General features: G+C 73.6%; 21 protein-coding genes and 1 other RNA gene. 12 read left to right on the top strand and 10 right to left on the bottom strand.

Annotated elements, in window-relative coordinates; all coding sequences use genetic code 11:
* Positions 1-82: 82 nt before the first annotated feature.
* The 4 genes from AC0VX6_RS18620 to AC0VX6_RS18605 are packed head-to-tail and all read right to left on the bottom strand — an operon-like array spanning position 83 to position 3,852.
* Positions 83-1,294, bottom strand: a complete 1,212-nt coding sequence (locus AC0VX6_RS18620; RefSeq protein ID WP_274973945.1) for an acyl-CoA dehydrogenase family protein — start codon at positions 1,292-1,294, stop codon at positions 83-85.
* Positions 1,295-1,296: 2 nt separating this feature from the next.
* On the bottom strand, positions 1,297-2,322 hold the full coding sequence (locus tag AC0VX6_RS18615) for a phosphotransferase family protein (protein ID WP_274973944.1): 1,026 nt from the start codon (positions 2,320-2,322) through the stop codon (positions 1,297-1,299).
* On the bottom strand, positions 2,319-3,095 hold the full coding sequence (locus AC0VX6_RS18610; protein WP_274973943.1) for an SDR family oxidoreductase: 777 nt from the start codon (positions 3,093-3,095) through the stop codon (positions 2,319-2,321). Before AC0VX6_RS18610 ends, AC0VX6_RS18615 begins: the two co-directional genes overlap by 4 nt.
* A gap of 1 nt (position 3,096) precedes the next feature.
* A complete protein-coding gene (locus AC0VX6_RS18605; RefSeq protein ID WP_274973942.1) occupies positions 3,097-3,852 on the bottom strand; it encodes an SDR family oxidoreductase in 756 nt (251 codons plus the stop codon).
* A 150-nt stretch (positions 3,853-4,002) separates the two neighbouring features.
* Here AC0VX6_RS18605 and AC0VX6_RS18600 point away from each other — a divergent pair, with 150 nt between their 5' ends.
* On the top strand, positions 4,003-4,296 hold the full coding sequence (locus AC0VX6_RS18600) for a GNAT family N-acetyltransferase (protein WP_274973941.1): 294 nt from the start codon (positions 4,003-4,005) through the stop codon (positions 4,294-4,296).
* 167 nt (positions 4,297-4,463) lie between these two features.
* Here the strand turns inward: AC0VX6_RS18600 and AC0VX6_RS18595 are convergent, their stop codons facing one another.
* Positions 4,464-5,420: a quinone oxidoreductase family protein gene (locus tag AC0VX6_RS18595; RefSeq protein WP_475465422.1), complete on the bottom strand. Its 957-nt coding sequence runs from the start codon at positions 5,418-5,420 to the stop codon at positions 4,464-4,466.
* Positions 5,421-5,618: 198 nt separating this feature from the next.
* Here AC0VX6_RS18595 and AC0VX6_RS18590 point away from each other — a divergent pair, with 198 nt between their 5' ends.
* The 3 genes from AC0VX6_RS18590 to AC0VX6_RS18580 all read left to right on the top strand — a co-directional run bounded on the left by AC0VX6_RS18590 (position 5,619) and on the right by AC0VX6_RS18580 (position 10,655).
* Positions 5,619-7,124, top strand: a complete 1,506-nt coding sequence (locus AC0VX6_RS18590; RefSeq protein WP_475465421.1) for a carboxylesterase/lipase family protein — start codon at positions 5,619-5,621, stop codon at positions 7,122-7,124.
* Positions 7,125-7,323: 199 nt separating this feature from the next.
* Positions 7,324-8,625 (top strand): ATP-grasp domain-containing protein, encoded by a 1,302-nt coding sequence (locus AC0VX6_RS18585; protein WP_475465420.1) that lies wholly within the window; start codon positions 7,324-7,326, stop codon positions 8,623-8,625.
* The gene (locus AC0VX6_RS18580; RefSeq protein ID WP_475465419.1) at positions 8,622-10,655 is read left to right on the top strand and encodes a CocE/NonD family hydrolase; all 2,034 of its coding nucleotides are present in this window, start codon (positions 8,622-8,624) and stop codon (positions 10,653-10,655) included. The genes AC0VX6_RS18585 and AC0VX6_RS18580 overlap by 4 nt, the downstream gene beginning before the upstream one ends.
* Before the next feature lie 72 nt (positions 10,656-10,727).
* On the opposite strand, the gene AC0VX6_RS18575 is transcribed toward AC0VX6_RS18580, so the two are convergent.
* Both AC0VX6_RS18575 and AC0VX6_RS18570 read right to left on the bottom strand, forming a co-directional pair.
* Positions 10,728-13,127, bottom strand: coding sequence for a Tex family protein (locus AC0VX6_RS18575; protein ID WP_475465417.1), 2,400 nt, complete (start codon positions 13,125-13,127; stop codon positions 10,728-10,730).
* A 400-nt stretch (positions 13,128-13,527) separates the two neighbouring features.
* On the bottom strand, positions 13,528-13,878 hold the full coding sequence (locus AC0VX6_RS18570) for a hypothetical protein (protein ID WP_475465416.1): 351 nt from the start codon (positions 13,876-13,878) through the stop codon (positions 13,528-13,530).
* A gap of 230 nt (positions 13,879-14,108) precedes the next feature.
* Here AC0VX6_RS18570 and AC0VX6_RS18565 point away from each other — a divergent pair, with 230 nt between their 5' ends.
* Entirely contained in the window at positions 14,109-15,410 is a 1,302-nt protein-coding gene (locus AC0VX6_RS18565) for an MFS transporter (protein WP_274973934.1), read from the top strand.
* Positions 15,411-15,509: 99 nt separating this feature from the next.
* A complete protein-coding gene (locus tag AC0VX6_RS18560; protein ID WP_274973933.1) occupies positions 15,510-16,172 on the top strand; it encodes a winged helix-turn-helix domain-containing protein in 663 nt (220 codons plus the stop codon).
* Between the two features lie 19 nt (positions 16,173-16,191).
* Here the strand turns inward: AC0VX6_RS18560 and AC0VX6_RS18555 are convergent, their stop codons facing one another.
* Together AC0VX6_RS18555 and AC0VX6_RS18550 are read right to left on the bottom strand one after the other, a co-directional pair.
* Positions 16,192-17,055 (bottom strand): deoxyribonuclease IV, encoded by an 864-nt coding sequence (locus AC0VX6_RS18555; protein ID WP_475465415.1) that lies wholly within the window; start codon positions 17,053-17,055, stop codon positions 16,192-16,194.
* A 237-nt stretch (positions 17,056-17,292) separates the two neighbouring features.
* Complete coding sequence (locus AC0VX6_RS18550; RefSeq protein WP_475465413.1) at positions 17,293-18,696, bottom strand: FAD-binding oxidoreductase; 1,404 nt, start codon at positions 18,694-18,696, stop codon at positions 17,293-17,295.
* Between the two features lie 62 nt (positions 18,697-18,758).
* Here AC0VX6_RS18550 and AC0VX6_RS18545 point away from each other — a divergent pair, with 62 nt between their 5' ends.
* The 6 genes from AC0VX6_RS18545 to AC0VX6_RS18520 all read left to right on the top strand — a co-directional run bounded on the left by AC0VX6_RS18545 (position 18,759) and on the right by AC0VX6_RS18520 (position 23,112).
* Complete coding sequence (locus AC0VX6_RS18545; protein ID WP_274973930.1) at positions 18,759-19,721, top strand: helix-turn-helix transcriptional regulator; 963 nt, start codon at positions 18,759-18,761, stop codon at positions 19,719-19,721.
* Positions 19,722-19,791: 70 nt separating this feature from the next.
* On the top strand, positions 19,792-20,655 hold the full coding sequence (locus AC0VX6_RS18540) for a Nif3-like dinuclear metal center hexameric protein (protein ID WP_475465411.1): 864 nt from the start codon (positions 19,792-19,794) through the stop codon (positions 20,653-20,655).
* A 98-nt stretch (positions 20,656-20,753) separates the two neighbouring features.
* A complete protein-coding gene (locus AC0VX6_RS18535) occupies positions 20,754-21,515 on the top strand; it encodes a zinc ribbon domain-containing protein (RefSeq protein ID WP_274973928.1) in 762 nt (253 codons plus the stop codon).
* A complete protein-coding gene (locus AC0VX6_RS18530; protein WP_274973927.1) occupies positions 21,512-22,153 on the top strand; it encodes a histidine phosphatase family protein in 642 nt (213 codons plus the stop codon). The genes AC0VX6_RS18535 and AC0VX6_RS18530 overlap by 4 nt, the downstream gene beginning before the upstream one ends.
* Positions 22,154-22,205: 52 nt before the next feature.
* Positions 22,206-22,591, top strand: an RNA gene (gene rnpB / locus AC0VX6_RS18525) — RNase P RNA component class A.
* 371 nt (positions 22,592-22,962) lie between these two features.
* Positions 22,963-23,112: a hypothetical protein gene (locus AC0VX6_RS18520; RefSeq protein WP_013153920.1), complete on the top strand. Its 150-nt coding sequence runs from the start codon at positions 22,963-22,965 to the stop codon at positions 23,110-23,112.
* On the opposite strand, the gene AC0VX6_RS18515 is transcribed toward AC0VX6_RS18520, so the two are convergent.
* A complete protein-coding gene (locus AC0VX6_RS18515; RefSeq protein ID WP_475465410.1) occupies positions 23,061-25,427 on the bottom strand; it encodes a SulP family inorganic anion transporter in 2,367 nt (788 codons plus the stop codon). The two genes, AC0VX6_RS18520 and AC0VX6_RS18515, sit on opposite strands and share 52 nt — an antisense overlap.
* Positions 25,428-25,722: the final 295 nt, after the last annotated feature.

The following is a 25,722-nucleotide window of genomic DNA, read 5'->3' as shown; positions in this document are numbered from 1 at the left end:
GCGGTGAGGGGAACCGGCGGCGAGGGGGCCGGACGCGCCGCGTCCGGCCCCCTCACGCTCTCCCGCGGCGCGCGGAGCGCCGCTAGCGGTACTTGCGCAGCTCCGCGCGGCCCAGCGAGCGCAGGTGCACCTCGTCGGGACCGTCTGCCAGCCGCAGCGACCGCACCCCCGCCAGCCATCCGGCCAGGGGCAGGTCCTGGCTGACCCCGGCCGCGCCGTGCGCCTGGATCGCCTTGTCCAGGATCCACTCCACCGTGCGCGGGGTGGCGATCTTGATCGCCTGGATCTCGGTGTGCGCGCCCCTGTTGCCCACCGTGTCCATCAGGTAGGCGGTCTTGAGCACCAGCAGCCGCAGCTGCTCGATGGCCACGCGCGCCTCGGCGATCCACTCGCGGACCACGCCCTGCTCGGCCAGCGGCCGCCCGAAGGCCACGCGGTCCAGCACCCGGCGGCAGGTGAGCTCCAGGGCCCGCTCGGCCATGCCGATACCGCGCATGCAGTGGTGGATGCGGCCCGGCCCCAACCGGGCCTGGGCGATGGCGAACCCCTCGCCCTCGTCGCCGACCAGGTTCGAGGCGGGCACCCGCACGTCCTCGAACACCACCTCGGCGTGGCCGCCGTGATCGCTGTCGTCGTAGCCGTACACCGTCATGCCCCGCCTGACCGTCAGCCCGGGGGTGTCGCGCGGCACCAGCACCATGCTCTGCTGCCTGTGCCGCTCGGCGTCGGGGTCCGTCTTGCCCATCACGATGAACACGGCGCACTCGGGGTTGAGGGCCCCGGTGATGTACCACTTGCGCCCGTTGACCACGTAATCGTCGCCGTCGCGGACGATGCTGGTGGTGATGTTGGTGGCGTCGGAGGAGGCCACCGCGGGCTCGGTCATCGCGAACGCCGACCGGATCCTGGCGTCGAGCAGGGGTTCCAACCAGCGCTCACGCTGCTCCGGGGTGCCGAACATCGTCAGCACCTCCATGTTCCCGGTGTCGGGCGCGGCGCAGTTGAGCGCGATCGGGGCCAGTCGCGGACTGCGCCCGGTGATCTCCGCCAGCGGCGCGTACCGCAGGTTGGGCAGGCCGCCGTGCTCGGGGTGGCCCGCCAGGAACAGGTTCCACAGCCCGCGCTCGCGCGCCTCGGCCTGGAGTTCGCGCACCACCGGCGCGGTGGACCAGCGGTCCTGGCGCGCGGCCAGTTGCTCCTCCAGCACGGCCTCGGCCGGGTAGACGCGCTCGTCCATGAAGGCGAGCAGCCGTTCGCGCAGCTCCTCGGTCTCCCTGTCGTGGGCGAAGTCCATGTTCAGTCCTCCTCCAGCATGGTGTGGGCGCGCTCCACCAGGGGCGCGACCACCTCTCCGATCCCGTCGAAGCCCGCCCCGACGGTCAGCCCCCGACCGTGGCGGAAGTGGATGCCCTCGGCGATCACCGCGAGCTTGAAGCAGCCCAGGGCCACGTACCAGCCCAGCCGGGACACGTCGCGGCCGGTCGCGGCGGCGTACATGCCCACCAGCTCCTCGGGGGAGGGGTAGCCCTCGGCGGAGGTGGCGGGCACGGCGTCCACACCCACGGGCTGCGCCTGGTAGACGAGCATCAGGCCCAGGTCCACGAGCGGGTCGCCGAGCGTGGCCATCTCCCAGTCCAGGACCGCGTTGACGCGCCCCGCGGAGGTGACCAGCACGTTGTCCAGGCGGTAGTCGCCGTGCACGATCGCGGGCGCAGACTGCTCGGGCAGCGTCGCGGCGAGCCTGTCGCGCAGCTCGTCGATACCGGGGATGTCCCGGCTGCGGGAGGCCTCCAGCTGTTTGCCCCAGCGGCGCACCTGGCGCTCCAGGAACCCCCGCGGGCGGCCGAAGTCGCCCAGCCCGACCTCCTCGGGCTCCACCGCGTGCAGCTCGCCCAGGGTGGCGATCAGCGCCTCGGCCACGCCGCGGACGGCCTCGGCGCCCAGCGGGGCGATCTCGTCGCGGGTGCGGAAGGGGGTGCCCGCCACGTGTTCCATGACGTAGAACGGCGCGCCCAGAACCTCGGAGTCCTCGCACAGCACGTGCGTGCGCGGGACGGGCACGGCGGTGTCGCGCAGCGCGCTCATCACCCGGTACTCGCGGGGCATGTCGTGCGCGGTGGCCAGCACGTGGCCCAGCGGCGGACGGCGCACCACCCAGCTGCCGGCGCCGTCGGTGACCACGTAGGTCAGGTTGGACTTGCCGCCCGCGACCATCCGGCCCTCCAGGGGGCCCGAGACCAGGCCGGGCACGGCCGCGTCCAGGTAGGCGCGCAGGCCGGTCAGGTCCAGGCCCGGGAGCGCGTCCGCGTGTTCGCCGCTCACGTCCGCCCCTCGAAGACCCTGGCCTGGAGGCGGCGCATCCCCGCGAGCCAGCGGTCGGTGTCGTCGGCCCGGGCCGCGTAGTGGTCGGCGACCTGGGGGTGCGGAAGGATCAGGAAGCGCCCGTCGGCCAGGCCGACCATCACCGCGTCGGCGACCTCCTCGGGGGTGATCGCCTCCGGGGACAGGATGGCCCTGCCGGTGTCGCCGCTGCTCTCCAGCAGGTTGGTGCGCACGCCCATCGGGCACACGCACTGCACGGTGATCCCGCGGTCGCCGTAGGTGGCCGACATCCACTCGCCGAAGGCCAGCGCGGCGTGCTTGGTCACCGAGTACGGCGCGCTGCCCAGCATCGTGAGCAGGCCCGCGGCCGACACCGTGGTCAGGAAGCGGCCCTGTCCGCGCTCCAGCCAACCGGGCACCAGCTCGCGGGCGGCGCGCACGTGGGCCATCACGTTGACCTGCCAGGCCAGGTCCCAGTCGGCCTCGGGGGCCTCGGGGCCGCCGCCCACGCCCACGCCCGCGTTGGCCGCGTACAGGTCGATGCCGCCCAGGTGCGCCCCGGCCTCGGCCACGAGCGCGGTGACGCCCGCCTCGCTCGCGGCGTCGCCGGGGACGGCCACCCCGCCGATCTCGGCGGCCACGGCCTCGGCCGCGCCCGCGTCCAGGTCGTTGACCACCACGCGCGCCCCGGCTCCGGCGAGCCTGCGCGCGATCGCGGCGCCGATGCCGTTGCCCGCGCCGGTGACCACGGCCCCGGTGTCGGTCAGGTCCATGTCACACACCTCCGGTGAGGGTGAGGCCGCCGTCGAGGACGAGGGTGCGGCCGGTGATCCAGGAGGCGTCGTCGGAGAGCAGGAAGGCCACCGCGCCCGCCACGTCCCCGGGTTCGCCCAGGCGCCCCAGGGGGTACTGGGCGGAGACCTCCTCCTCGCGCCCCTCGTAGAGGGCGGAGGCGAACCGGGTCTTGACCACGGCCGGGGCGACGCCGTTCACGCGGACCCCCGGGCCCAGCTCGACGGCCAGCTCCTCGGTGACGTGGATGAGCGTCGCCTTGGTGGCGCCGTAGAAGCCGATGCCGGGGGCGGGCTTGACCCCGGCCACGGAGGAGACGTTGACGACGGAGCCGCCGTGCTCGGCCATCCAGGCGTGGTAGGCCCTCTGCGTCCACGAGATCGCGGACAGCACGTTGACCTCGAAGATCTTGCGGGCCGCGTCCAGGTTCAGGTCGACCATCCGCCCGTAGACCGGATTGATGCCGGTGTTGTTGACGAACATGTCGATACTGCCGAAGGCCTCCAGGGTGGCGGCCACGGCCGCGTCCTGGTGTTCGGGGTCGTCGGCCCGGCCGGGGACCCCGATGGCGTGCTCGGGTCCGCCCAGGGCCTTGACGGCCTCCTCCAGGGGCTCGGGCCTGCGCGCCGTGACGCACACGCGCGCGCCCTCGTCGACGAGCCGCTGGGCGACGGCCAGGCCGATGCCCCGGCTCGCGCCGGTGACGATGGCGGTCCGCCCGCCGAACCGGGATGTCATTCCGCTCTCCTTAGACCGACTGGTCGGTATGTCATGGCGACTCTATGTCGGGGGAGGTGCGTGCCGCAAGGGGCGAAAGGTGCGCCGAAGCGGGACAATGGCGGCGCGGGCCGACGACGTCCCCCCGCGGACCGGAAAGTGAGGGCTTCCATGACGACCGACGTGGTCGACGTACGGGACCGGAAACGCTACGAGATCAGGGTCGACGGGGAGGTGGCCGGGTTCGCCGAGTACATCCTCACCGACGACATGGTGACCTTCACCCACACCGAGATCGACCCCGCCCACGAGGGGCAGGGCCTGGGCGGGGCCCTGGTCAGAGGGGCCCTGGACGACGTGCGCCCGCGGAAACTGGCGGTGCTGCCCCTGTGCCCCTTCGTCAAGGGGTGGATCCAGCGCCACCCCGACTACGCCGACCTGGTCTACCGCACCGCCGCCGAGTAGGGCCGCCCGCGCGGAGGGCTCCCCCCGGGCTCCTCGCGGCGGAGCGGTGCCCGTCCGGCGCGGCGTACCGGCGCGGCGCTCACCGGGTCCGCGCCGGTACACCTCCGGGTCACCGAAATCCGACACGCCGGACATTTGGTGATCTACGTGGTAAAGGTGGTGCTGCCTCAGGCAGTGGTGTCGAGGGTGAGTTTGCCGAAGGTGCCCCGGGAACGCAGCGCCTCGTGCGCCCGCGCGGCCTCGCCCAGGGGGTAGGAGCCGCCCAGGACGGGCCTCAGGTGCCCCTCGGCCACCAGCGTGAACAGCTCGGCCATCGCCCGGCCCATCACCTCGCCCGGCAGCGTCCACACGTGCGGCAGCCACATGCCGCTCACGCTGGTGGAGAAGCGCATGAGGTTGGCGGGCTGCACCGGGCTGGGCAGCTCGCGCGAGGCCATTCCGTAGAAGGCCAGGCGTCCGAACGGGGCCAGTGCCCGCACGCTCTGGTCGGTGACCCGGCCGCCCACCATGTCCAGGACGGCGTCCACGCGCCGCCCGCCGTTGGCCCCGATCAGCGCCTCGGTCATGTCGGGCGCGGCCGAGTCCACGACGGCGTCCGCGCCCAGCTCCGCGGCCAGCGCGCGCTTGTCCTCGCTGCTGGCCACGGCGACGACCCGCCCGGCGCCGAACCGCTTGGCCAGCTGGACGGCGAGCGTGCCCACGCCGCCCGCCGCCGCGTGCACCACGACCGTCTCGCCCGGGTCCATCCGTACGGACCTGCGCAGCAGCACCCAGGCGGTGGCGCCCTGCACGACCAGGGCGAGCGCGTCCTCGTCCGAGACGCCGTCGGGGATGTCGAAGGCCGTGGCGGTGTCGGTGGTGGCCTTCTCGGCGTAGCCGCCGCTGGTGGTCAGGGCGACCACGCGGCGGCCGTCGGCGGTGCGTCCGGCGATCTCCATGCCCGGGACCAGCGGAAGCGCGGCGGGGGACAGGTAGCTGTTCTCGGCCTGGTGGGTGTCGGCGAAGTTGACCCCGGCGCGGGTGACGTCGACGAGCACCTCGCCGGGGCCCGCCTGGGGATCGGGCAGTTCGGTGAGGTGCAGGACCTCGGGTCCGCCGAACTCGGTGATCTGGATGGCGCGCATGGGCGACCTCTCCTTCGTCTGTTCATACCGACCAGGTGGTATGTTACCGGTCGGTCGGTTCGGGCGCCCTCCGCGTCCCGGCTGATCGGACGGGTGTCGCGGGCGGGTGCGTCGCAGCGGGGCCGTTCCCGGGGTCTTGCGCCGGTCTGCCTAACGTTGTTAGGTGTGGGGTGTCGCGCACCGATGGGGAGGACGCACGTGGACGCCGAGCACACAGTGACGACAGCGGGCGGGCGGGTCCGGGGCACCGCCTCGCCGCGCTCCGAGAGCGGCGGGGTCGCCGTCTACCGGGGCGTGCCCTACGCCGCCGCCCCCTTCGGGGAGTACCGCTTCGCCGCCCCCGCGCCCGCCGCCCCCTGGGACGGCGTCCGCGACTGCACCTCCTTCGGTCCCCCGCCCCCGCAGGGGAACCAGCTCCTGGGCGCGGCGCCCTGGACCCCGCACACGTCCCTGGACTGCCTGTCGCTCAACGTGTGGACCGCCGCCCGCGAGGGCGACCGCGCCCCCGTGCTGGTGTGGATCCACGGGGGCGCCTACATTGTCGGAGCGGCCTCCGAGGCCACCTACGACGGCACCCGGCTCGCCGAGAGCGGCCTGGTCGTGGTGGGGGTCAACTACCGGCTGGGCTTCGAGGGCTTCGGCCACGTGCCCGGCCGCCCCGACAACCGCGGCCTGCTCGACCAGGCCGCCGCCCTGCGGTGGGTGCGGGAGAACGTCTCCGCCTTCGGGGGAGACCCCGACAACGTGACGGTGGCGGGGGAGTCCGCCGGGGCCGGTTCGGTCGCGTGCCTGATGGCCTCGCCGTCCGCCCGGGGGCTCTTCCGGCGCGCGATCGCGCACAGCGTTCCGGGGGACATGCTCACCGCCGACACGGCGCGGGCGGTCTCCGGGCGGATCGCCGCCGCCGCGGGCGTGCCGCTGGAGGCCGGGGCCCTGGCCGCGCTGGCGCCGGAGAAGCTGCTGGAGGCCACCGACGAGGTGCTCGCCTCCGCCCCCGCCGGGGGCTCGGCAGGAGTGCGCACCAGGCCCCTCACCTGCTTCGCGCCCGTGGTCGGCGGCCCCGAACTGCCCGAGGCCCCGCTGGAGGCGGTCGCGCGCGGCGCCGCCTCGGGGGTGGACCTGCTGGTCGGCCACAACGCCCACGAGTACCGGCTGTTCACCGAGCTGGGGCAGAGCGTGGAGATCGACGGCGAGTCCTCGCTGGCGGTGACCGCCTCCCGCCTGGGGCTGGGCGAGGGCGCGGTGGCCGCCTACCGGTCGGTGCACCCCGGGGCCACGCTGCGCGAGCTGTTCGCCGCGATCCAGGGCGACGCGCTGTTCTGCGAGTACACGGTGCGCTTCGCCGAGGCGCACGCCGCGGCCGGGGGCCGTGCCCACTTCTTCCGGCTGGCCGCGGAGAGCCCCGCCATGGAGGGGCGCCTGGGGGCCTGCCACGCCTTCGACCTGCCGTTCGCGTTCGGCAACCTGGACACCGACTTCGGGCGGTTCCTGCTCGACGGCGAGCCCGGTGAGGCCCACCGGGCGCTGTCGGGGCGGATGGTCGCGGCCTGGCGCGACTTCGCCGCCACGGGGGACCCGGGCTGGCCCGCGGTGACGGCCGAGGCCACCGCGGTCAAGGTGTGGGACGCCGAGGACCTGCTGCACGCCAGCGACGCCTCGCCGGTGCGCGAGCTGTGGGCCGGGGTGGCCCTCGCCCCCCGGTAGGCGGGCTCCCCGCGCGGCCCGTCCCGCTTGGACCCGCGGCCGGTAAAGGTTCGGAAAACGCCTCGCGGTCCGGTCGGGGCAGGTGGGGGAGAGGGGCATCCTCACAGGTAGGAGTGGGTGGCGCCGGCGGCCGGGGCGCATCGGGTCTTCGGTGCGGGGGCGTGGCCGCCGGCTGGCACCACCCCGCCGGAGGTGCCCGATGACCACGAACGTCTTCGTCCTGGGGCTCGACGACCAGAACCGGGAGGTTCTGCTCTCGCTGCCCGCCGAACGCGGCTACCGCTTCCTCCAACTGCTCGACCTCGACGAGATCGGCCAGGACCGGCCGGTGGACATGCCCGCGGTCCTGGCCCTGGCGGCCGGCAGGCTCGACTCCTTCGGGGAGGGGGTCGACGCGGTCATCGGGTTCTGGGACTTCCCGGTCAGCTCGCTGGTGCCGCTGCTGTGCCGGGACCGGGGGCTGTCGTGCGCACCCCTGGAAGCCGTCGTCCGGTGCGAGCACAAGTACTGGAGCCGTCTGGAGCAGCGCGCCGTCATCCCCGAGGCCGTTCCCCGCTTCGCCGAGGTCGGCCTCGACGCCACGGCCAAACCGGAGGGGCTGTCCTACCCGCTGTGGGTCAAGCCGGTGAAGTCGTGCTCCTCCGAGCTGGCCTTCCGCGCCGCCGACGACGACGAGTTCCGCGCGGCGATGGACCGGATCAGGGCGGGCGCCGGGCGCTTCGGCACGTCCTTCCAGTGGGTGATGGACCTGCTGCGGCTGCCCCCGGAGGTGGCCGGGTGCGGGGGCACGGCCGCGCTGGCCGAGGAGGAGGCCACGGGTGACCAGCTCACCGTCGAGGGCTACGTCCGCCGGGGCGTCCCCCACGTCTACGGGATCGTCGACTCCCACCGCTATCCGGGCACGTCCAGTTTCCTGCGCTACGAGTACCCGTCCACGGTGCCGGAAGAGGTCGGCGCACGCCTGACCGAGCTGTCCGAACGGGTGGTCTCCCGGATCGGCCTGGACGACGTCACCTTCAACATCGAGTACTTCCACGACCCGCGCAGCGGCGACGTGCGGCTCCTGGAGATCAACCCGCGCCACTCCCAGTCGCACGCCCGGCTGTTCGAGCTGGTGCGCGGGGTGTCCAACCACGAGATCTGCCTGAGGGTCGCGTTGGGGGAGGAGCCCGAGCTGGAGCGCGGCGGGCGGTACGCGGTGGCCGCCAAGTGGCTCCTGCGCCGCTTCCGCGACGGCTTCGTCGCGGCGGTGCCCACCGCCGAGGACGTCGCGCGTGCGGAGAAGACGGCGCCGGGTACGAAGGTGGAGATCGTCGCGCGCCAGGGCCAGTGGCTCTCCGACCTGCCCCTCCAGGACAGCTACAGCTTCGAGCTGGCCCACGTGTTCGTGGGCGGCGGGGACAGTGCGGAGTGCGAGCGCAGGTACCGGGCCTGCGTGGCGGAGCTGCCCTTCACGATCCATGACACCGACGGCGTCCGACAGGAGGGGGACCGCGGATGAGGACCGTCAGTGAACTGCCCCACCAGGTCCGCGAGGACGAGTACGTCCTGATCCCGATCAGCGACGGGGTCCGGCTCGCCGCGCGGATCTGGCGTCCGGTGGGGAGCGAGGAGGCCCCGGTGCCGGCGGTCCTGGAGTTCATCCCGTACCGCAGGCGCGACCTGACCGCGCAGCGCGACTCGGTGCACCACCCCTACATGGCCGGGCACGGGTACGCGTGCGCCCGGGTGGACCTGCGCGGCAGCGGCGACTCCGAGGGGGTGCTCACCGACGAGTACCTGGAACGCGAGCTCCTGGACGCGGAGGAGGTGCTGGCCTGGCTGGCCGGGCAGCCCTGGTGCGACGGCCGCACCGGGATGATGGGCATCTCCTGGGGCGGGTTCAACGCCCTCCAGGTCGCCGCGCGGCGGCCGGAGAGCCTGCGGGCGATCGTGACGGCCTGCTCCACCGACGACCGCTACTCCGACGACGTGCACTACATGGGCGGGTGCCTGCTGGGGGACAACCTGTCGTGGGCCTCCACGATGTTCGCCTACAACTCCTGCCCGCCCGATCCGGAGCTGGTCGGTGAGCGCTGGCGCGACATGTGGCACGAGCGGCTGGACCACAGCGGCCTGTGGCTCGACACCTGGCTGCGCCACCAGCACCGGGACGCGTACTGGAGGCACGGTTCGGTGGCCGAGGACCTGGACGCGATCCGGGTGCCCGTCATGGCCGTCAGCGGGTGGGCCGACGGCTACTCCAACTCGGTCTTCCGGCTGCTGGAGGGGCTGAGCGTCCCCCGCCTGGGGCTGCTGGGCCCCTGGTCGCACAAGTACCCGCACCTGGGTCAGCCGGGCCCCGCCATCGGCTTCCTCCAGGAGCTGGTGCGCTGGTGGGACCGCTGGCTCAAGGGTGTGGACAACGACGTGATGGAGGCGCCCGTCCTGCGGGCCTGGATGCAGGAGAGCGTGGCGCCCTCCACCGCCTACGAGGCCCGGCCGGGGCGCTGGGTCGGTGAGCGGGAGTGGCCCTCGCCGGAGGTCGTGCTGGTACCGCGCGACCTGGGCGCGGGCCGGGTGCTCGCGGAGGGGGAGCCCTCGGGCCGTGAGGACGTGCTGACCCTGTCCTCCCCGCTGTCCACCGGACAGCACGCGGGCAAGTGGTGTTCGTACAACGCCCCTCCGGACCTGCCCTACGACCAGCGCGAGGACGACGGCGGGTCCATCGTCTTCGACAGCGTGCCGCTTCCGCAGCGGTTGGAGATCCTGGGCTCGGCGGTGGTCGAACTCGAACTGGCGGTGGACCGGCCCGACGCGATGGTCGCGGTGCGGTTGTGCGACGTCACGCCCAAGGGGCAGGCCACGCGGGTGACCTACGGGCTGCTCAACCTCACCCACGCCGACGGCCACGAGAGGCCGCGCAAGCTCGTGCCGGGGCGCCGTTACCGCGTGTCGGTCCCCCTCAACGGTGTGGCCCAGGCCTTCCCGGCCGGGCACCGGGTGCGGGTCTCGGTCTCCACCTCCTACTGGCCGCTGGTGTGGCCATCGCCCGAGCCGGTGACCCTCTCGGTGTTCCAGGGGGAGCACACCCGTGTGCTGCTGCCGGTGCGTCCGGTCGGGGGCGGTGGTGAGGGGCGGGGCGTGGCCGCCTTCGGTGAGCCCGAGGGCACCGCACCGATCGCGACGAGCCGGATCGCTCCGGGCGAGGAGCGGTGGGACCTGACCCAGGACCTCGTGCGCTACGGGGCCGCGCTGGAGGTGGTCAAGGATCTGGGGACGGTGCGCTTCGACGACATCGACCTGGAGGTGACCCGTCGAGCGGAGGAGCGCTACAGCAGGGTCGGTGACGACCACGACTCGGTCCGTGGCGAGGCGGTGTGGACGATGGGCTTCGCCCGCGGCGACTGGTCCGTGCGGACTAGGACCCACACGGTGCTCACGTCCACGGCGACCGACTTCCACCTGCACGCGACATTGGACGCCTACGAGGGCACGCGGCGCGTAGCCACCAAGATCTACACCTCGGTGATCCCGCGGGACCACGTCTGACCCGGGCGGGGACCGGTCGGGTGCGGGGAGGGGCGTTCGCCCCCTCCCCGCACCCGTCGGCGGCGAGGGGCGTTACTTGCCCAGGCCGGCGCGGCGCAGCGCCTCGGCCATCGCGCCCTGCGGGGCGGCGCCCTCGCGGTTGTCGCGGCCGCGTCCGCCGCCGTTGTTGCGACGGCCGCCGCCGCCGTTGTTGCCCCGGCGGCGGTCGTTGCCGCCGTTGCCGCCGCGGTCGCCGCGCTCCTCGCGGCCGCCCCGGCCGCCGCGTGCGGGCGCCTCGTCGTCCAGGCGCATGGTCAGGGAGATACGCTTGCGCGGGATGTCGACGTCCTGGACCTTGACCTTCACGATGTCGCCCGGCTTGACCACGTCGCGCGGGTCCTCCACGAACTTGTACGACAGCGCCGACACGTGGACCAGGCCGTCCTGGTGCACGCCCACGTCCACGAACGCGCCGAACGCCGCCACGTTGGTGACCACGCCCTCCAGGAGCATGCCCGGGGCCAGGTCCTGGAGCTTCTCCACGCCCTCCTTGAAGGTGGCGGTGGTGAAGGCCGGGCGCGGGTCCCGGCCGGGCTTGTCCAGCTCGGCCAGGATGTCGGTGACCGTGGGCAGACCGAAGGTGTCGTCCACGAAGTCCTGGGGGCGCACCCGCGACAGCATGTCCTTGTCGCCGATGAGCGAGGGCAGGTCCGTCTCCACCCGGTCCAGGATGCGCCGCACCACCGGGTAGGCCTCGGGGTGCACTGCCGAGGCGTCCAGCGGGTCGTCGCCGCCGGGCACGCGCAGGAAGCCCGCGCACTGCTCGAAGGCCTTGGGGCCCAGGCGCGGCACCGAGCGCAGCGCCTCGCGGGTGCGGAAGGGGCCGTTGGCGTCGCGGTGCGCGACAATGTTGCGCGCCAGGGTGGAGGTCACGCCCGACACCCGGGTCAGCAGCGGCACCGAGGCGGTGTTGACGTCCACGCCCACACCGTTCACGCAGTCCTCGACCACCGCGTCCAGGGAGCGAGACAGCTTGGTCTCGGCCAGGTCGTGCTGGTACTGGCCGACCCCGATCGACTTGGGGTCGATCTTGACCAGCTCGGCCAGCGGGTCCTGGAGGCGGCGGGCGATGGAGGCGGCGCCGCGCAGCGACACGTCCAGGTCCGGCAGCTCCTCGGAGGCGTAGGCCGAGGCCGAGTACACCGACGCGCCCGCCTCCGACACCATCACCTTGGTGAGCTTGAGTTCGGGGTGGCGTTTGATCAGGTCGGCGGCGAGCTTGTCGGTCTCGCGGGAGGCGGTGCCGTTGCCGATCGCGACCAGTTCCACGGCGTGGGCGGCGCACAGCCTGGCCAGGCTGTGGACGGCGCCGTCCCAGTCGCGGCGGGGGGCGTGCGGGAAGACCGTGTCGGTGGCCACGACCTTGCCGGTGGCGTCGGTGACCGCGACCTTGACTCCGGTGCGCAGGCCCGGGTCCAGGCCCAGGGTGGCGCGGCTTCCGGCGGGGGCCGCCAGCAGCAGGTCGCGCAGGTTGGCGGCGAACACGTTCACGCCGTCGTCCTCGGCCCGCTGCCACAGCCGCATGCGCACGTCGATGTCCAGCCGCACCAGGATGCGGGTGCGCCAGCCCCAGCGCACGGTGTCCTGGAGCCAGCGGTCGGCGGGGCGGCCGCGGTCCACGATCCCGAAGTGGTGGGCGATGGCGTTCTCGTAGGTGCTGCGGGGCGTGGTGCCGTCGGCGTTCTCGGCCGGGGCGTCCTCCGGCTCCAGGGTGAGGGTGAGGATCTCCTCCTTCTCGCCCCGGTACATGGCCAGTACGCGGTGGGAGGGCAGTTCGGTGAGCGGTTCGGAGAACGCGAAGTAGTCGGCGAACTTGGCGCCCGCCTCCTCCTTGCCCTCGCGCACGGCCGAGCCGAGCCGGCCCCTCTCCCACAGCCGCTCGCGCAGGAGGCCGGTGAGGTCGGCGTCCTCGGCGAAGCGCTCCACCAGGATGGCGCGGGCCCCGTCCAGGGCGGCCTTGACGTCGGCCACCTCCTTGTCGGGGTCGACGTAGGCCGCGGCGGCCTCCCGGGGGTCCCGGCCGGGGTCGGCCAGCAGCCCCTCGGCCAGCGGTTCGAGCCCCGCCTCACGGGCGATCTGGGCCTTGGTGCGCCGCTTGGGCTTGTAGGGGAGGTAGATGTCCTCCAGCCGGGCCTTGGAGTCGGCCGCGTGGATGCTGGCCTCCAGCGCCTCGTCCAGCTTGCCCTGGGAGCGGATGGACTCCAGGATCGCGGTCCGGCGCTCGGCCAGCTCGCGCAGGTAGCGCAGGCGCTCCTCCAGGGCGCGCAGCTGGGCGTCGTCCAGCGCTCCGGTGACCTCCTTGCGGTAGCGGGCGATGAAGGGCACGGTCGATCCGCTGTCGAGCAGGTCGACGGCGGCGGTGACCTGGTGCGCGCCCACTCCGAGTTCCTCGGCGATGCGCTGGTCGATCGTGGGTGTCACAGGCGTCGTCACTGGTTAAACGTCCACTCTCTGGCTGTTCGGTGCGGGGACATTCTGGTGGCGGGGAAGGACATTGTCATCCCGTCGGCCCCGTGTCCCAGGTTCGCGCACTGTGGCGGTGGTCTCGCCGGGGTTCCCGCGCGGGGAGCGGCGGACGCGGCGCGGGGGCCTCGACGGGGCGGTTCCGCAAAGAACGGGGCGGAGCGGTCCCCGCGCGCGGGGCCGGTCTCTGCGGTCGAAGGCGGGGGCGGCGGTCGGAGGCGGTCGGGAGGGAGGGAACCCGGGGGTGGCGGCGCCCGGGCTCCCTGTTTCCAGGAAAGCGGAAGGGGCCGGTCCGCGCCAGCCCCCGTCACCGCCTGTGGACAACCTCGCCGCGCCCCCGCCGACGGGCACGGGACGCTCCCGCGCCCGGTCAGCCGTCGGTCTCGTTGAGGTAGTCGGGGGCGTAGTACTCGTCGAGGGGGAGCGGACCCCGGTAGCCCTGGCACATGCACTGGCGGTAGGTGGAGCTGGCCTGCCCGGTCCAGCGGCCGGGGATGACCACCTGGGTCTGGCACCTCTTGTTCTGCTGGTCGTGGAAGACCAGGTGGTGGCCGCAGCCGCAGAGGGGCTGGGGGTTCTGCGGTGTGCCCAGGGCCCGGGACTGCTCCTGCCTGCGCTGCTGGTCGAGCGCCGCCCGCGTCTGGCGTTTGGTCAGCAGGCGGCCGAACAGGAACCCGCCGAGAGCGATCGTGGCTCCGAAGACCATGGAGACCGGGTCCATCCGGCGACACCTCATTCCTTGAGCCGGGACCCGCCCCGGAGCCCGGGGCGTACGACCTCCATTGTCGCCCATGAAGGGCTTCCCGTGGCGGGGAGGTTCCTTTGCCGCGCTCCTGTCAAGGGGTGACGGCGGCGCGCCCGAAAGTAATGCAAAGAAAGCTCTGCACGTATCTCTTTGCAAAGAAAGCTTTGTCTTACGGTGGTGGCACCCCCGAACACAGGAGAACCCCCATGACCACCGAACCCTCCGCCGCACCGCCGCGCACCGAACGCCTCGGCGGACTCTTCCACCGCTTCTGGGCGGCCGGAACCCTCACCAACCTCGGCGACGGCATGCTCGCCACCGCCCTGCCGCTGATCGCCGCCACCCTCACCCACGACCCGCTCGCCGTCTCCGGGCTGGTGGTGGCGCGCTTCCTGCCCTGGCTGCTCGTCGCGCCGTTCGCGGGCGTGCTGCTGGACCGGGTCGACCGCCTCCGCGCCATGACGGTCTCCAGCACGGTCGCCGCGATCGCCGTCACCGCCCTGGCCGTGCTGATCGCCACCGGCGGCGCCACCCTGTGGGCCCTGTACGCCACGATCTTCGTAGTGATCTGCTGCGAGACGGTCACCGACCCCGTCACCCGGATCACCGTGTCGCGGATCGTGCCCGGCCGCCTGCTGGACCGCGCCAACAGCAGGCTGGAGGGCGGCCGCCTGGTCGCCCAGGACTGTGTGGCCACCCCCGTCGCCGGTGTGCTCTTCGCGGTCGCCGCCGCCCTGCCCGTGGCCGGGACGGCCCTGTCCTACGCCCTGTGCGCCGTGCTGGTGGCGACCGTCGCCCTCATGCTGCGGCGGGTTCCCGACCTCGCCGGGTCCACCGACGCCGCGGACAGCGGCGAGGGCACGGAGTCCGGCCGGGGCGTCCTGCGCTCCCTGCGGGAGGGCTTCTCCTACGTCTTCGGGCAGTCGCCGACGCGGGGCCTGGCGTTCAACAACGCCGGAATGATGATCGGTACCCAGATGGCCACCTCGGTGCTGGTCCTCTACGCCCAGAAGGTGTTGGGCGTTCCCGAGGCCCTGTACGGGCTCTTCCTGGCGTCGATCGCGGTCGGAGGCGTTCTGGGGGCGGTGCTGGCCTCCCGGCTCGTCGCGGGCCTCGGCCGCAGGACGGCCATGATGTGCGGCTACCTGGGGATGGGGGCGTGCCTGTTGGCGGTGGGCCTGGTGCCCAACGCCTGGTCCGCCGCCCTCGCCTGGGGCGTGCTGGGTCTGTGTATGACGGTGACCAACGTGTCCGGTTCCCTGTTCTTCCAGGCCGTGGTCCCCTCCCACGTGCGCGGTCGGGCGGCCGCGGCCTTCCGCATGGTCGGGTGGGGGCTGTCCCCGGTCGGCGCGCTGCTGGGCGGTCTGCTGGGCCGGGTCGACCTCGCCCTGCCCTTCCTGGTCGGCGGGCTGGTCATGGTGGTCACGCCCCTGGTCTTCCGCGGGTCCGTCGCCGAGTGCGCGCGGCTGTGCGACGAGGCCGTGGCGTCCGCCGCCGACGGGCGCTGACCCCGCCGCACCTCAGGAGGGCCACACGTGTGTCAGCAGCGCCGAGAGGGCTTTGCGGCGAACTGTTTGCGAAGGGGATCCCCCAGTACGGTGAGGGCCATGACCGACGACGACGCCGACGTCCCCGCCGACTCCCATCAGCAGATGCGGGTCAGCGCCCGGGCCCTGCGGGGCCTGGCCCACCCCCTGCGCGCCCGCCTGTTGGACGAGCTCAGGCTGAACGGCCCGGCCACCGCCACCATCCTGGGCCAGCGCCTGGGGGAGAGCAGCGGCGCCACCAGCTACCACCTGCGCCAGCTCTCGCGCTACGGGTTCATCGACAACGAACCGGGACGCACGGGCGGACGCGAGCGCTGGTGGCGGATGCGGCCCGGCGGCTGGAGCATGTCCGGGCACGAGTTCCTGAGCAACCCCGAGACCCGGGTCGCCGCCCAGGCCGTCCTCGGCCGTCTCTACCAGCAGAAGCAGAGGCGGTTCGCGGACTGGACCACGCTGGTCTCCGACAGTCCCGACCTGCCCGCGGTGCGCAGGTGGAAGGACGCCGCCAACGACTCCACCAGCCACGCCCGGATGACCCCGGAGGAGGCGGCCGAGTTCGCCGACGCGCTCAACGACTTCCTCGGCTCCTGGGGGAGACGCTTCCAGGGGCGGACCCCCGAGAGCCATCCCGACACCGACGTCGTCCAGGTGGACACCGCCCTCTTCCCGGTCCTGCCCGAGGCCGAGGGCAGGTCGGACGGGAGCGCGGCCGAGCGGGACTGACCGCCCCGACGATCGTCCCTCAGGCCCCGCGCAGCTTCTTGAGCGTCGCCACGTCGGCGGCGTGCGGACCGGCCGGTCCCGGGGTCTCCAGGATCAGCGGCACACCGGCGCTCACCGGGTGGCGGAACAGCTCGCCGAACGGCTCCGCGCCGATGTGCCCGGCGCCGATGTTCTCGTGCCGGTCCTTGCAGCTGCCGCACGCGGCCTTGGAGTCGTTGCAGTGCACGACCCTCAGCCGGTCGGCGCCGACCGCCTCGCCGAAGCGGTCCAGGGCCGCGCGCATGCCCTCCACCGTGGAGATGTCGTGCCCGGCGGCGAACATGTGCGCGGTGTCCAGGCACACGCCCACCCGCGGGTGCCACTCCAGCACCTCCAGGTAGGCGGCCAGGTCGTCGATGGTCGCGCACAGCACCTGGCCCTGACCGGCCATCGGCTCCAGCAGCACCGGCGGGACGTCCTCGCCCAGCCTCTCCAGCAGCGGCATCAGCCGTTCGCGGGTGCGCGCCAGACCCGCCTCGCGCCCGCCGGAGACGGCCGAACCGGTGTGCACGACCACCCCCAGCGCGTCGATCCGGGCCGAGCGGCGCAGCGCGTGCTCCAGGGAGCGCACCGACTTCTCGGCGGTCTCCTCACCGGGGGTGCCCAGATTGATCAGGTAGGGGGCGTGCACGAACAGGGGCAGGTCGACGCGCTCGCGCATCCGCGCGTCCTGCGCGGGGTCGCCCCCGTTGGTCGCCCACCCGCGCGGGTTGGACACGAAGACCTGGACCGCCTCCGCGCCGATCTCCTCGGCGTAGGCCAGGCCCTTGTCGGCCATGCCGCCCGCGACCGGGACGTGTGCGCCGACCGGGGACGTGGGCCGCTGCTGCTCGCTGTTCTCCATAGCCCAACCAGCCTAGAGGCCGGTCGGAGCCGTCGGTCCGTGCCGGTGCTCACACCGGCCCGCCCGGGACGGCTGGGCGCCCCCGAGCTGTCCGTCCGCGCTTCGCGGGTCCGCGTGCGCGGCCGGTGCCGCCGCTCCGGTGGAGCGTCGCCCGGCAGGTGGACCGCGGTCCTGCGCGGCCGCCGCCGGGAGCGTTCACCGCTCCCGGCGGCGGTTCCGGTGCGGGTCGCGCCCCGGTCACCAGCCTCCGGGCGGGATCGGCCGGTTGGAGTGGAACACCGCGCGCGGGTCGTACTCGGCCTTGACCCGGGCGAGCCGCGCACGGTCGTCCTCGTCGAAGACCTCGCGGACCTCGTCCTCCTCCATCGGCCCGAATCCCAGCGTGGACGAGCGGCCCACCGCGTGCGGCCCGAACAGCGCCGCGGCCCGCTCGCGCAGGTCGCGCATCCCCTCGGTGTCCCCGGTCTCGGCGAAGGTCAGCACCGTCAGCGCGTAGGCGGCGTCCCGGTGCCCGACGGCGTTGGCGACCCGCGGCTCCCGGGCCAGCGCCCCGCCCAGGTGGCGCAGCCAGACCACGCAGAAGAACGGCGCCCCGCCCGTCATCCGGATCAGTTCGGCCAGCGCCTCCGCGTCCAGCCGGTCCACCAGCACGCTGCGGCCGCGGAACCCCGCCCGGTCCTGGTGCTCGTCGAAGACCGCGCCCGACTCGCCGTAGGGCATCTCGCGCAGGGTGTCCGCCAGTACCGGGGCGGCCGAGCGCAGCGGCTCCACCACCTTCTCCCCCTCCTCCGGGGAACCCGACCAGGCCACCGACACCTGTGCCACCTGGCGGCCGCGCACCGGTTCGGGCACGCCCTCCATGTCCGGGTAGACCATCACGGAGGCCCCCGAGGTCATCTCCTCGGGCGCCGACTCGGCCCACCGCCGCCAGGCCTCCAGCGCCCCCGGTTCCGCTCCGGCGTCCAGCAGCAGGCTCCCGCCGTAGATCCGCGGGACCGGGAACAGGTCGATCTCCATGCCGGTGACCACGCCGAACGCGCCCGCGCCGCCGCCGCGCAGCGCCCAGAACAGGTCCGGTTCGCCCTCCTCGGTGACCTGCCGCAGGCGGCCGTCGGCGGTGACCAGGTCCACGCGCCGCACGTGGTCGGCAGCGAACCCGTACCGGCGGGCCAGCAGCCCCACGCCGCCGCCGAGCGTGTAGGAGACCGCGCCCACGGCGGGGGAACTGCCCGACAGGGGCGCCAACCCGTGCTCGGCGGCCGCGTCGAGCACCGTCTGCCAGGTGGCCCCGGCCTCCACCCACGCCGTGCCGCGGTCGGGGTCCACCCGGACCCTGTCCATGCGGTGGGTGGCGAGCAGGACGCCGCCCGCCATGCCAGCGCCGAGCCCGTGCCCGGTCAGCTGGGCCGTCACCCGCAGGCCCCGCTGCGAGGCCCAGGTGACGGCGGCGCGCACGTCCCGGGCGTCGACCGGCTCCACCACGGCGTCGGGCCGGTGCCGGTCCAGCAGCTGCGTTCCCGTGCGGGCCCCGTCGTAGGCGTCGGTCCCGGGCGCGTGCACCGGTCCGCTCACCCGCCGGGCCAGGTCCCTCGGCGTGTCCGTGTCGCTCGTCGTGCTCGTGGTGCCCGTGTTCTCGTTCATGCCGACCACCGTAGGAACCCATGCGGTCACAACGTGGCCGCGATCTCTGGCAGTCTGCGTTCATGGGCGAATCCGTACGCCGGGAGATGCCGCAGCGGCTGCTGCGGCTGCTGTCCCTGCTCCAGGTCCGGCGCGAGTGGAGCGGCGCGGAGCTCACCGAGCGGCTCGGCGTCAGCGCCCGCACCCTGCGCCGCGACGTCGAACGGCTCCGCGGGCTCGACTACCAGGTGGAGGGCACGCCCGGGGTGGCGGGCGGCTACCGTCTGGCCTCCGGGCGGGACCTGCCCCCGCTGCTGCTGGACGACGACGAGGCCGTCGCCATCGCCCTGGGCCTGGCCACCGCCACCGGGTTCCAGGACAGCGCGCTGAGCGCCCTGGCCAAGCTCGAACGCGTCCTGCCCGCCCGCCTGCGCCCCCGGCTGGCCGCCGTGGGCGGCGCCACCAGCGCGGTGCCCCACCCCGACGTCCCCGGTGTGGACCCCTCCGTCCTGGGGGTGCTGGCCTCCTCCTGCCGCGACCTCGCCGTCACCGACTTCGACTACCGGGACCGGGAGGGCAACGTCCGAGCGCGCCGGGTCGAGCCGCACCACCTGGTCTCCCACGGCGGGCACTGGTACCTGATCGCGCACGACACCGACCGCGACGACTGGCGCACCTTCCGGGTGGACCGGGCCAGCGGCCCGCGCCCCACGCACCGGCGGTTCGAGCCGAGACCGCTGCCCGCGCCCGACCCGGCGGCCTTCCTCACCCGCCTGTTCGCCGCGGGCGTCTACAGCCACACCGCGCACCTGACCCTGGAGCTGTCCCCCGAGGCCTTCCTCAGCCGCTTCCACGGCCCCCTGCCCGGCCGGGTCGAGCCGCTGGACGACCACCGCTGCCGGATCCGGATCAGCGCCGACTCCCTCGACCTGGTGTGCCAGTACACGGCGGCGGCCCTGGCCCTGGGCGTCCCCTTCACGCTGGACGCCCCGCCCGGGGTCGCCGAGCGCCTGCGCGACGTCGGCGCGCGCCTGTCCCGCCCGTGAACCGCGACCGCCGGTGAACCGCGACCGGCCGCGGCCCACCGGCGGTCGCGGGAGCGCTAGGGTCGGGGCCGTGAACACCGATTCCGCGCACCTGACCCTGTCCGACGTGACCGCCGCCTTCGAGCGGGTCTACCCGCCCGCGTGGGCCGCCTCCTGGGACGCGGTCGGGCTGGTGGCGGGCGACCCCGCGCAGCCGGTCGCGCGGGTGCTGTTCGCCGTCGACCCGGTCGACGCGGTCGTCGACGAGGCCCTGACCTGGGGCGCCGACCTGATCATCACCCACCACCCGCTGATGCTGCGCGGTGTCACCAGCGTGGCCGCCGACACCCCCAAAGGGCGGATCGTGCACCGGCTCATCCGGTCGGGGACCGCCCTGTACACCGCGCACACCAACGCCGACACCGCCTCGCCCGGCGTGTCCGACGCGCTGGCCCGCGCGGTCGGCGTCACCGGGCCGCTGCGGCCCCTGGACCCCGACGCCACCGACCCCGAGGGGCGCCGCGGCATCGGCCGGATCGGCGCCCTGGACCGGCCGGTGCTCCTGCGCGAGTTCGCCGAGCAGGTGGCCCGCGGACTGCCCGCCACCGCCGCCGGGATCCGCGTCGCGGGGCACCCGGACCGCCTCGTGAGCACCGTCGCGGTGTCCGGGGGAGCGGGGGACTCCCTGCTCGGCGCGGCCCGGGCCGCCGACGTGGACGTGTTCGTCACCTCCGACCTGCGCCACCACCCCGCCTCGGAGTTCGTGGAGAACCCGGGCGGTCCCGCCCTGGTCGACACCGCCCACTTCGCCAGCGAGTGGCCCTGGCTGGCCGACGGTGCGCGCCACCTGGTCGACGCACTCGGGCGCGCGGGCGGCCCGGATGGGGCTAACGTGGAGGTCCGCGTCTCGACGACGGTCACGGACGCCTGGTCACAGGCCGTCTCACACGTCTGAGAGAGACCACGGGCCCCGCGGGACCGCCGACCAAACTGCACAGAGTAGAGCGCGGGCGGCGTACTCGCCCTCCCCAGCCATCACAGGAGACGTCACACGTGAAAGCCGAACCCGCCGCACAGGCCAGACTCCTCACCCTCCAGGACCTGGACACCGACCTCCAGCGCCTGGACCACCGGGCGCGCACCCTGCCCGAGGTCGCCGAGGCGGCCCGGCTCAAGGAGCGGGTGGACCAGATCGACAGCGAGCTGATCACCGCGCAGACCGGTGTCTCCGACGTCGAACGCCAGCAGCGCAAGGCCGAGAGCGACGTCGACCAGGTGCGCACGCGCGCCGACCGGGACGCCAAGCGCCTGGAGTCGGGGCAGATCACCAACGCCAAGGAACTCCAGAACCTCCAGTCGGAGATCACCTCGCTGGGCCGCCGCCAGGCCGAGCTGGAGGAGATCGTCCTGGAGGTGATGGAGCGCGCCGAGGAGCTCAACACCGCGGTGGCCCGCCTGACCGCCGAGCGCGAGCGCGTCGTGGCCGAGCACACCGAGGTCGTGGCCCGCCGCGACACCGCCGCCGCCGAGATCCAGTGGGACCGCACCCGGGCCACCCAGGACCGCGAGCGCGTGGCCGAGGAGATCCCCGCCGACCTGCTCGCCCTCTACGACAAGATGCGCGCCCAGTACGGCGGTGTGGGCGCGGCGCCGCTGCGCTACGGCCGCTGCGGGGGCTGCAAGCTCGCGCTGAGCACCGTCGAGCTCAACGAGATCCGCGCCCAGGCCGCCGACGAGGTCGTGCGCTGCGAGGACTGCCGCCGCATCCTGGTCCGCACCGAGGAGTCGGGGCTGGGCGGCCGGACCGAGCAGTGAGCACCGGCTGGGGGGCGCCGCCCGACACCGCGCCGACCCGGCTCGTCCTGCTGCGGCACGGGCAGACGCCGCTGTCGGTGGAGCGCCGTTTCGCGGGCCGGGGCGACATCCCGCTGACCGAGGACGGGCACGCGCAGGCCAGGGCGGCGGCGCGCCGCCTGGCCCCGCGGCCCTTCGACGCGGTGGTGTCCTCCCCGCTGCGCCGCACCAGGGACACCGCGGCGTACGCGGCAGAGGCGCTCGGGCTGGCGGTGGAGATCGACGAGGGGTTCGTCGAGACCGACTTCGGCGACTGGGAGGGGATGACGTTCGCCGAGGCGCGGGCGCAGGCCCCGGCCGCGGTGGACGGTTGGCTGGCCGACCCGGAGACGGCGCCGCCCGGCGGGGAGAGCTTCGCGGCGGCCTCGCGCAGGGTGGCCGCCGCCCGCCGGGCCCTGGTCGAGCGGCACCGGGGGCGCACCGTCCTGGTGGTCACCCACGTGACCCCCATCAAGGCGCTGGTGCAGCAGGCCCTGCTCGCCCCGCTGGAGGCGCTGTACAGGATGCACCTGGACACCGCGTGCCTGACCGAGGTGGACGTGTTCGCCGACGGGCCCATGGTGGTGCGCTCCCTCAACGACACCGCCCACCTGGAGTGAGCTCCCGAGGGGGAGCGGGGCCGCCGCGGCGGGCGTAGAATGGGCCGCGAGGGGAGTCGGCCAGGCGGTCGCGGACCGCGCCTGGTGCGCGTGTTCGAGGAAAGTCCGGACTCCACAGGGCAGGGTGGTCGGCAACACCGACCCGGGGCGACCCGCGGGACAGTGCCACAGAAAGCAGACCGCCACCGCTCGCGGTGGTAAGGGTGAAACGGTGGTGTAAGAGACCACCAGCGGCCGGAGTGATCCGGTCGGCTCGGTAAACCCCACCCGGAGCAAGGTCAAAAAGGGAGCCTTCGGGTTCCCGCGCGGATGTTCGAGGGCGGCCCGCCCGAGTCCGCGGGTAGACCGCACCGAGGCCGTCGGCAACGGCGGTCCCAGATGGATGGCCGCCCGGTTCCTCGGAACCGACAGAATCCGGCTTACCGGCCGACTCCCCCTCACACACCCTTCTGACCGGGCGCTTCGCGCGGGTGAGACGGCCGTGCTCCGGTTCTGTCCCGGACGGCGGATCAACCGGAGCCCAGGAGCGGAACGGTGGGCCCCACCCGTGGTGTTCCGGCGGCGTGGCCCCGGGCGCGGTGCCGGAGGCCGCGCCTCTGTTCGTCGGCGGCTCGGCCCGGAGCCCAGGGGCCCCTCCTGGGGCACGGGTACAGTCCTACAGCCCGCCGGTGATGGCCCCGTGCCCGCGGGCACCGATAGATTGGCCCCTGCGCTCCCTACCCCGGGCGAGCTCCGGAGCGCGTACGCCCGTGGGCCGACGTCCGGGGTCGGACCCAGCGGGCATCCGCGTTCACGGGAATGGGTGACTCTTGTTCGACTCCACCGCCTTCTGGGTGGCTCTCTTCGGTCTGCCGGTCGTGGCCATCGTGGTGATCGTCCTGCTCGCCTCCTACCAGGCCTCAGGCGTTCAGCAGGACGGACGCGACGACGCGCCCGACGAGGACTCCTCCACCAGCTGATCCCCGTGGTCCGCATCCGTCCTCGGGTGGGGCACGGGGTCGTTCACGTCCTGGACGTCCTGCACGGGGACGAACTCCCCCGTTCCGGCGTCCAGGAGGTGCACCCTCGCCGTCTCCAGGTCGTAGTACATCCCCGTCAGGGTCAGCTCTCCCGCCTCCACCCGTTCGCGGACCACCGGGTAGCTCATGAGGTTGCCGATCTGCTCCTCCACGTTGGCCTGCGACAGGCGGCGCAGCGCCTCCGCGACGGGCAGGCCCGTCAGGGCGCCGGACTCCCCGCCCGCCCGCGCCAGGCTCTCCGAGCCGTTGGACAGCCAGCCGCGCAGGTGCGAGGTCTGGACCTCACCGGGTTCGAGGTGCGCCTTGTCCATCAGCGCCTGCATCGCGCCGCAGTGCGAGTGGCCGCACACCACGATCGAGGGCACCCGCAGCACGTTCACCGCGTACTCGATCGCCGCGCCCACCGACTGGTCGTCGGTGGCCTCACGCGGCGGCACCAGGTTGCCGATGTTGCGGACGGTGAACAGGTCGCCGGGCCCGCTGGCGGTGATGAGGTTGGGCACCACGCGCGAGTCGGCGCAGGTGATGAACAGCGCGGTCGGGTTCTGGCCGTGCGAGAGGCGGCTCATCACCGACCGCATCCGGTCGGCCGTGCTGGAGTGGTACTCGCGGGCGCCGGCCGCCAGCAGGCCCAGCGCGTTCACCTCGCGCTCGCCGTCACCGCGCATGCCCCAGGGCGCCCACCAGCGGGCCAGGCCGCCGGGCGCGGTCTTGGCGGCGGGCGCGGACTGGTTGGAGCTGTGCGTGTACCACTTCTCGTGCACCTCGTCGATGTCGACGCTGCCGCCGGTGCGCTCGTGGTCCACCCGCCAGGCGTGGATGGACTCGAAGGCGGCGTGGTCCATGAAGTCCACGTGCAGGTCCAGGTCGACCCGTGAGCCCGCAGGGACGGTGCGCAGCACGTGCGCGAGCCGGGGCACGCCCAGGAAGGTGAGCGAGCCGTGCACGGTGATGTGCACCCGGCCGTCGCGTTCCTCGGTGGTCACGGTCAGCTTGGTGAGCCTGCGCAGGGAGACGATCAGGGCCAGCCCGAAGCCGATGAACACGCCTTCCAGGAGTCCCAGGAACACCACGCCGAACAGGGTCACCAGGTAGACGCTGGCCTCGTGGTGGCGGCGCAGGTCCCGCAGGTGGGCGACCGAGACCATCTGCACGCCGATGAACACCAGCAGCGCCGCGAGCGCGGGCATCGGGATCAGCTCGACCACGTGCGCGAACAGGGCGACGAACAGCAGGATCCACACGCCGTGCAGGATGGTCGAGAGCGGGCTGCGCGCCCCGGCGCGCACGTTGGTGGTGCTGCGCACGATCACACCGGCCACCGGCAGCCCGCCCAGGGCGCCGCTGATGGTGTTGGCCGCACCCTGGCCGCACAGCTCGCGGTTGAGCATCACCCGGCGGCCGCTGTGCATGCGGTCCACGGCGATCGCGGCGAGCAGGGACTCGACGCTGGCTACCATGGCCACGGCGGCCACGCTCAGGGCGATGCCGTCCCACTGCCCGGCCTCGGGCAGCATCGGGCCGTTCCAGGCGTCGGCGAAGGAGCCGGGCAGGACGACGGTCTGCACCTGCCAGCCGCTCGTGGTGGAGATGAGGGTCGCGGTGCCCACGGCGACCAGCGCGGCGGGCACCACGGCGGGCCGCAGCCGCCCGAGGGAGGGCAGCTTGTTCCAGGTGAACATGATCGCGATGGTGATGACGCCGACCGCGACGGCCGGGGTGTGGTTGTTGGCGATCTGGTGGGGCAGGTCGGCGATGTTGGCCACCGCCGAGCTCTGCGGCTCCCCGCCCAGGACCACGTGCAGCTGGGCCAGGGCGATGGTGACGCCGACTCCGGCGAGCATGCCGTGCACCACGGCGGGGGAGACGGCCAGGGCGGCCCGGGCGATGCGGAAGGCGCCGAGGGCGAGCTGGACCAGCCCGGCCAGCAGAGTGATCAGGCAGGTCACCCGCCAGCCGTAGGTCATGATCAGGTCGGCGACGATGATGGTCAGACCGGCGGCGGGGCCGCTGACCTGGACCACGGACCCGCCGACGAGTCCGGCGACGATCCCGCCGACCACGGCGGCGATGATCCCGGCGATGAGGGGGGCGCCGGAGGCGACGGCGATCCCCAGGGACAGGGGGACGGCGACCAGGAAGACCACCAGCGAGGCGCCGACGTCGGCGGCGATCCCCTTCCGGCGGTCGGCGTGGGACCCGGATGAGGCCGCGGGCGGCTTCTCGGGCTTTACCCCCTGGGCGTCGTTGCGCATGGTTACTCCGTTCGGGTTGGACCAGGCAAGTGATGCGTGGGCGCACGGGGACTGCGGTGTCCGGTCCGGGGGGTGCGCGTGCAAACGCGGGATGAGAGGACGTCCCTAAGAGTGCCCTGACAATCACCAACTGTAGCCATTTTTCGCCACGGAGTGTTACGGTCTGTTGTTCGTTCGGTAACCATTTTCCTGTCTTCACATGTCCTGTGGACAAATCCGGACAGAGAAAACCCCGAGGTGGTGGATTCGCCCACCGCCTCGGGGTGTGAAGTGATGTACCTCTCGTGCGACCAGG

Source organism: Nocardiopsis sp. iso_25 (assembly GCF_056173305.1).
This window is presented reverse-complemented; position numbering and strand designations above follow the sequence as displayed.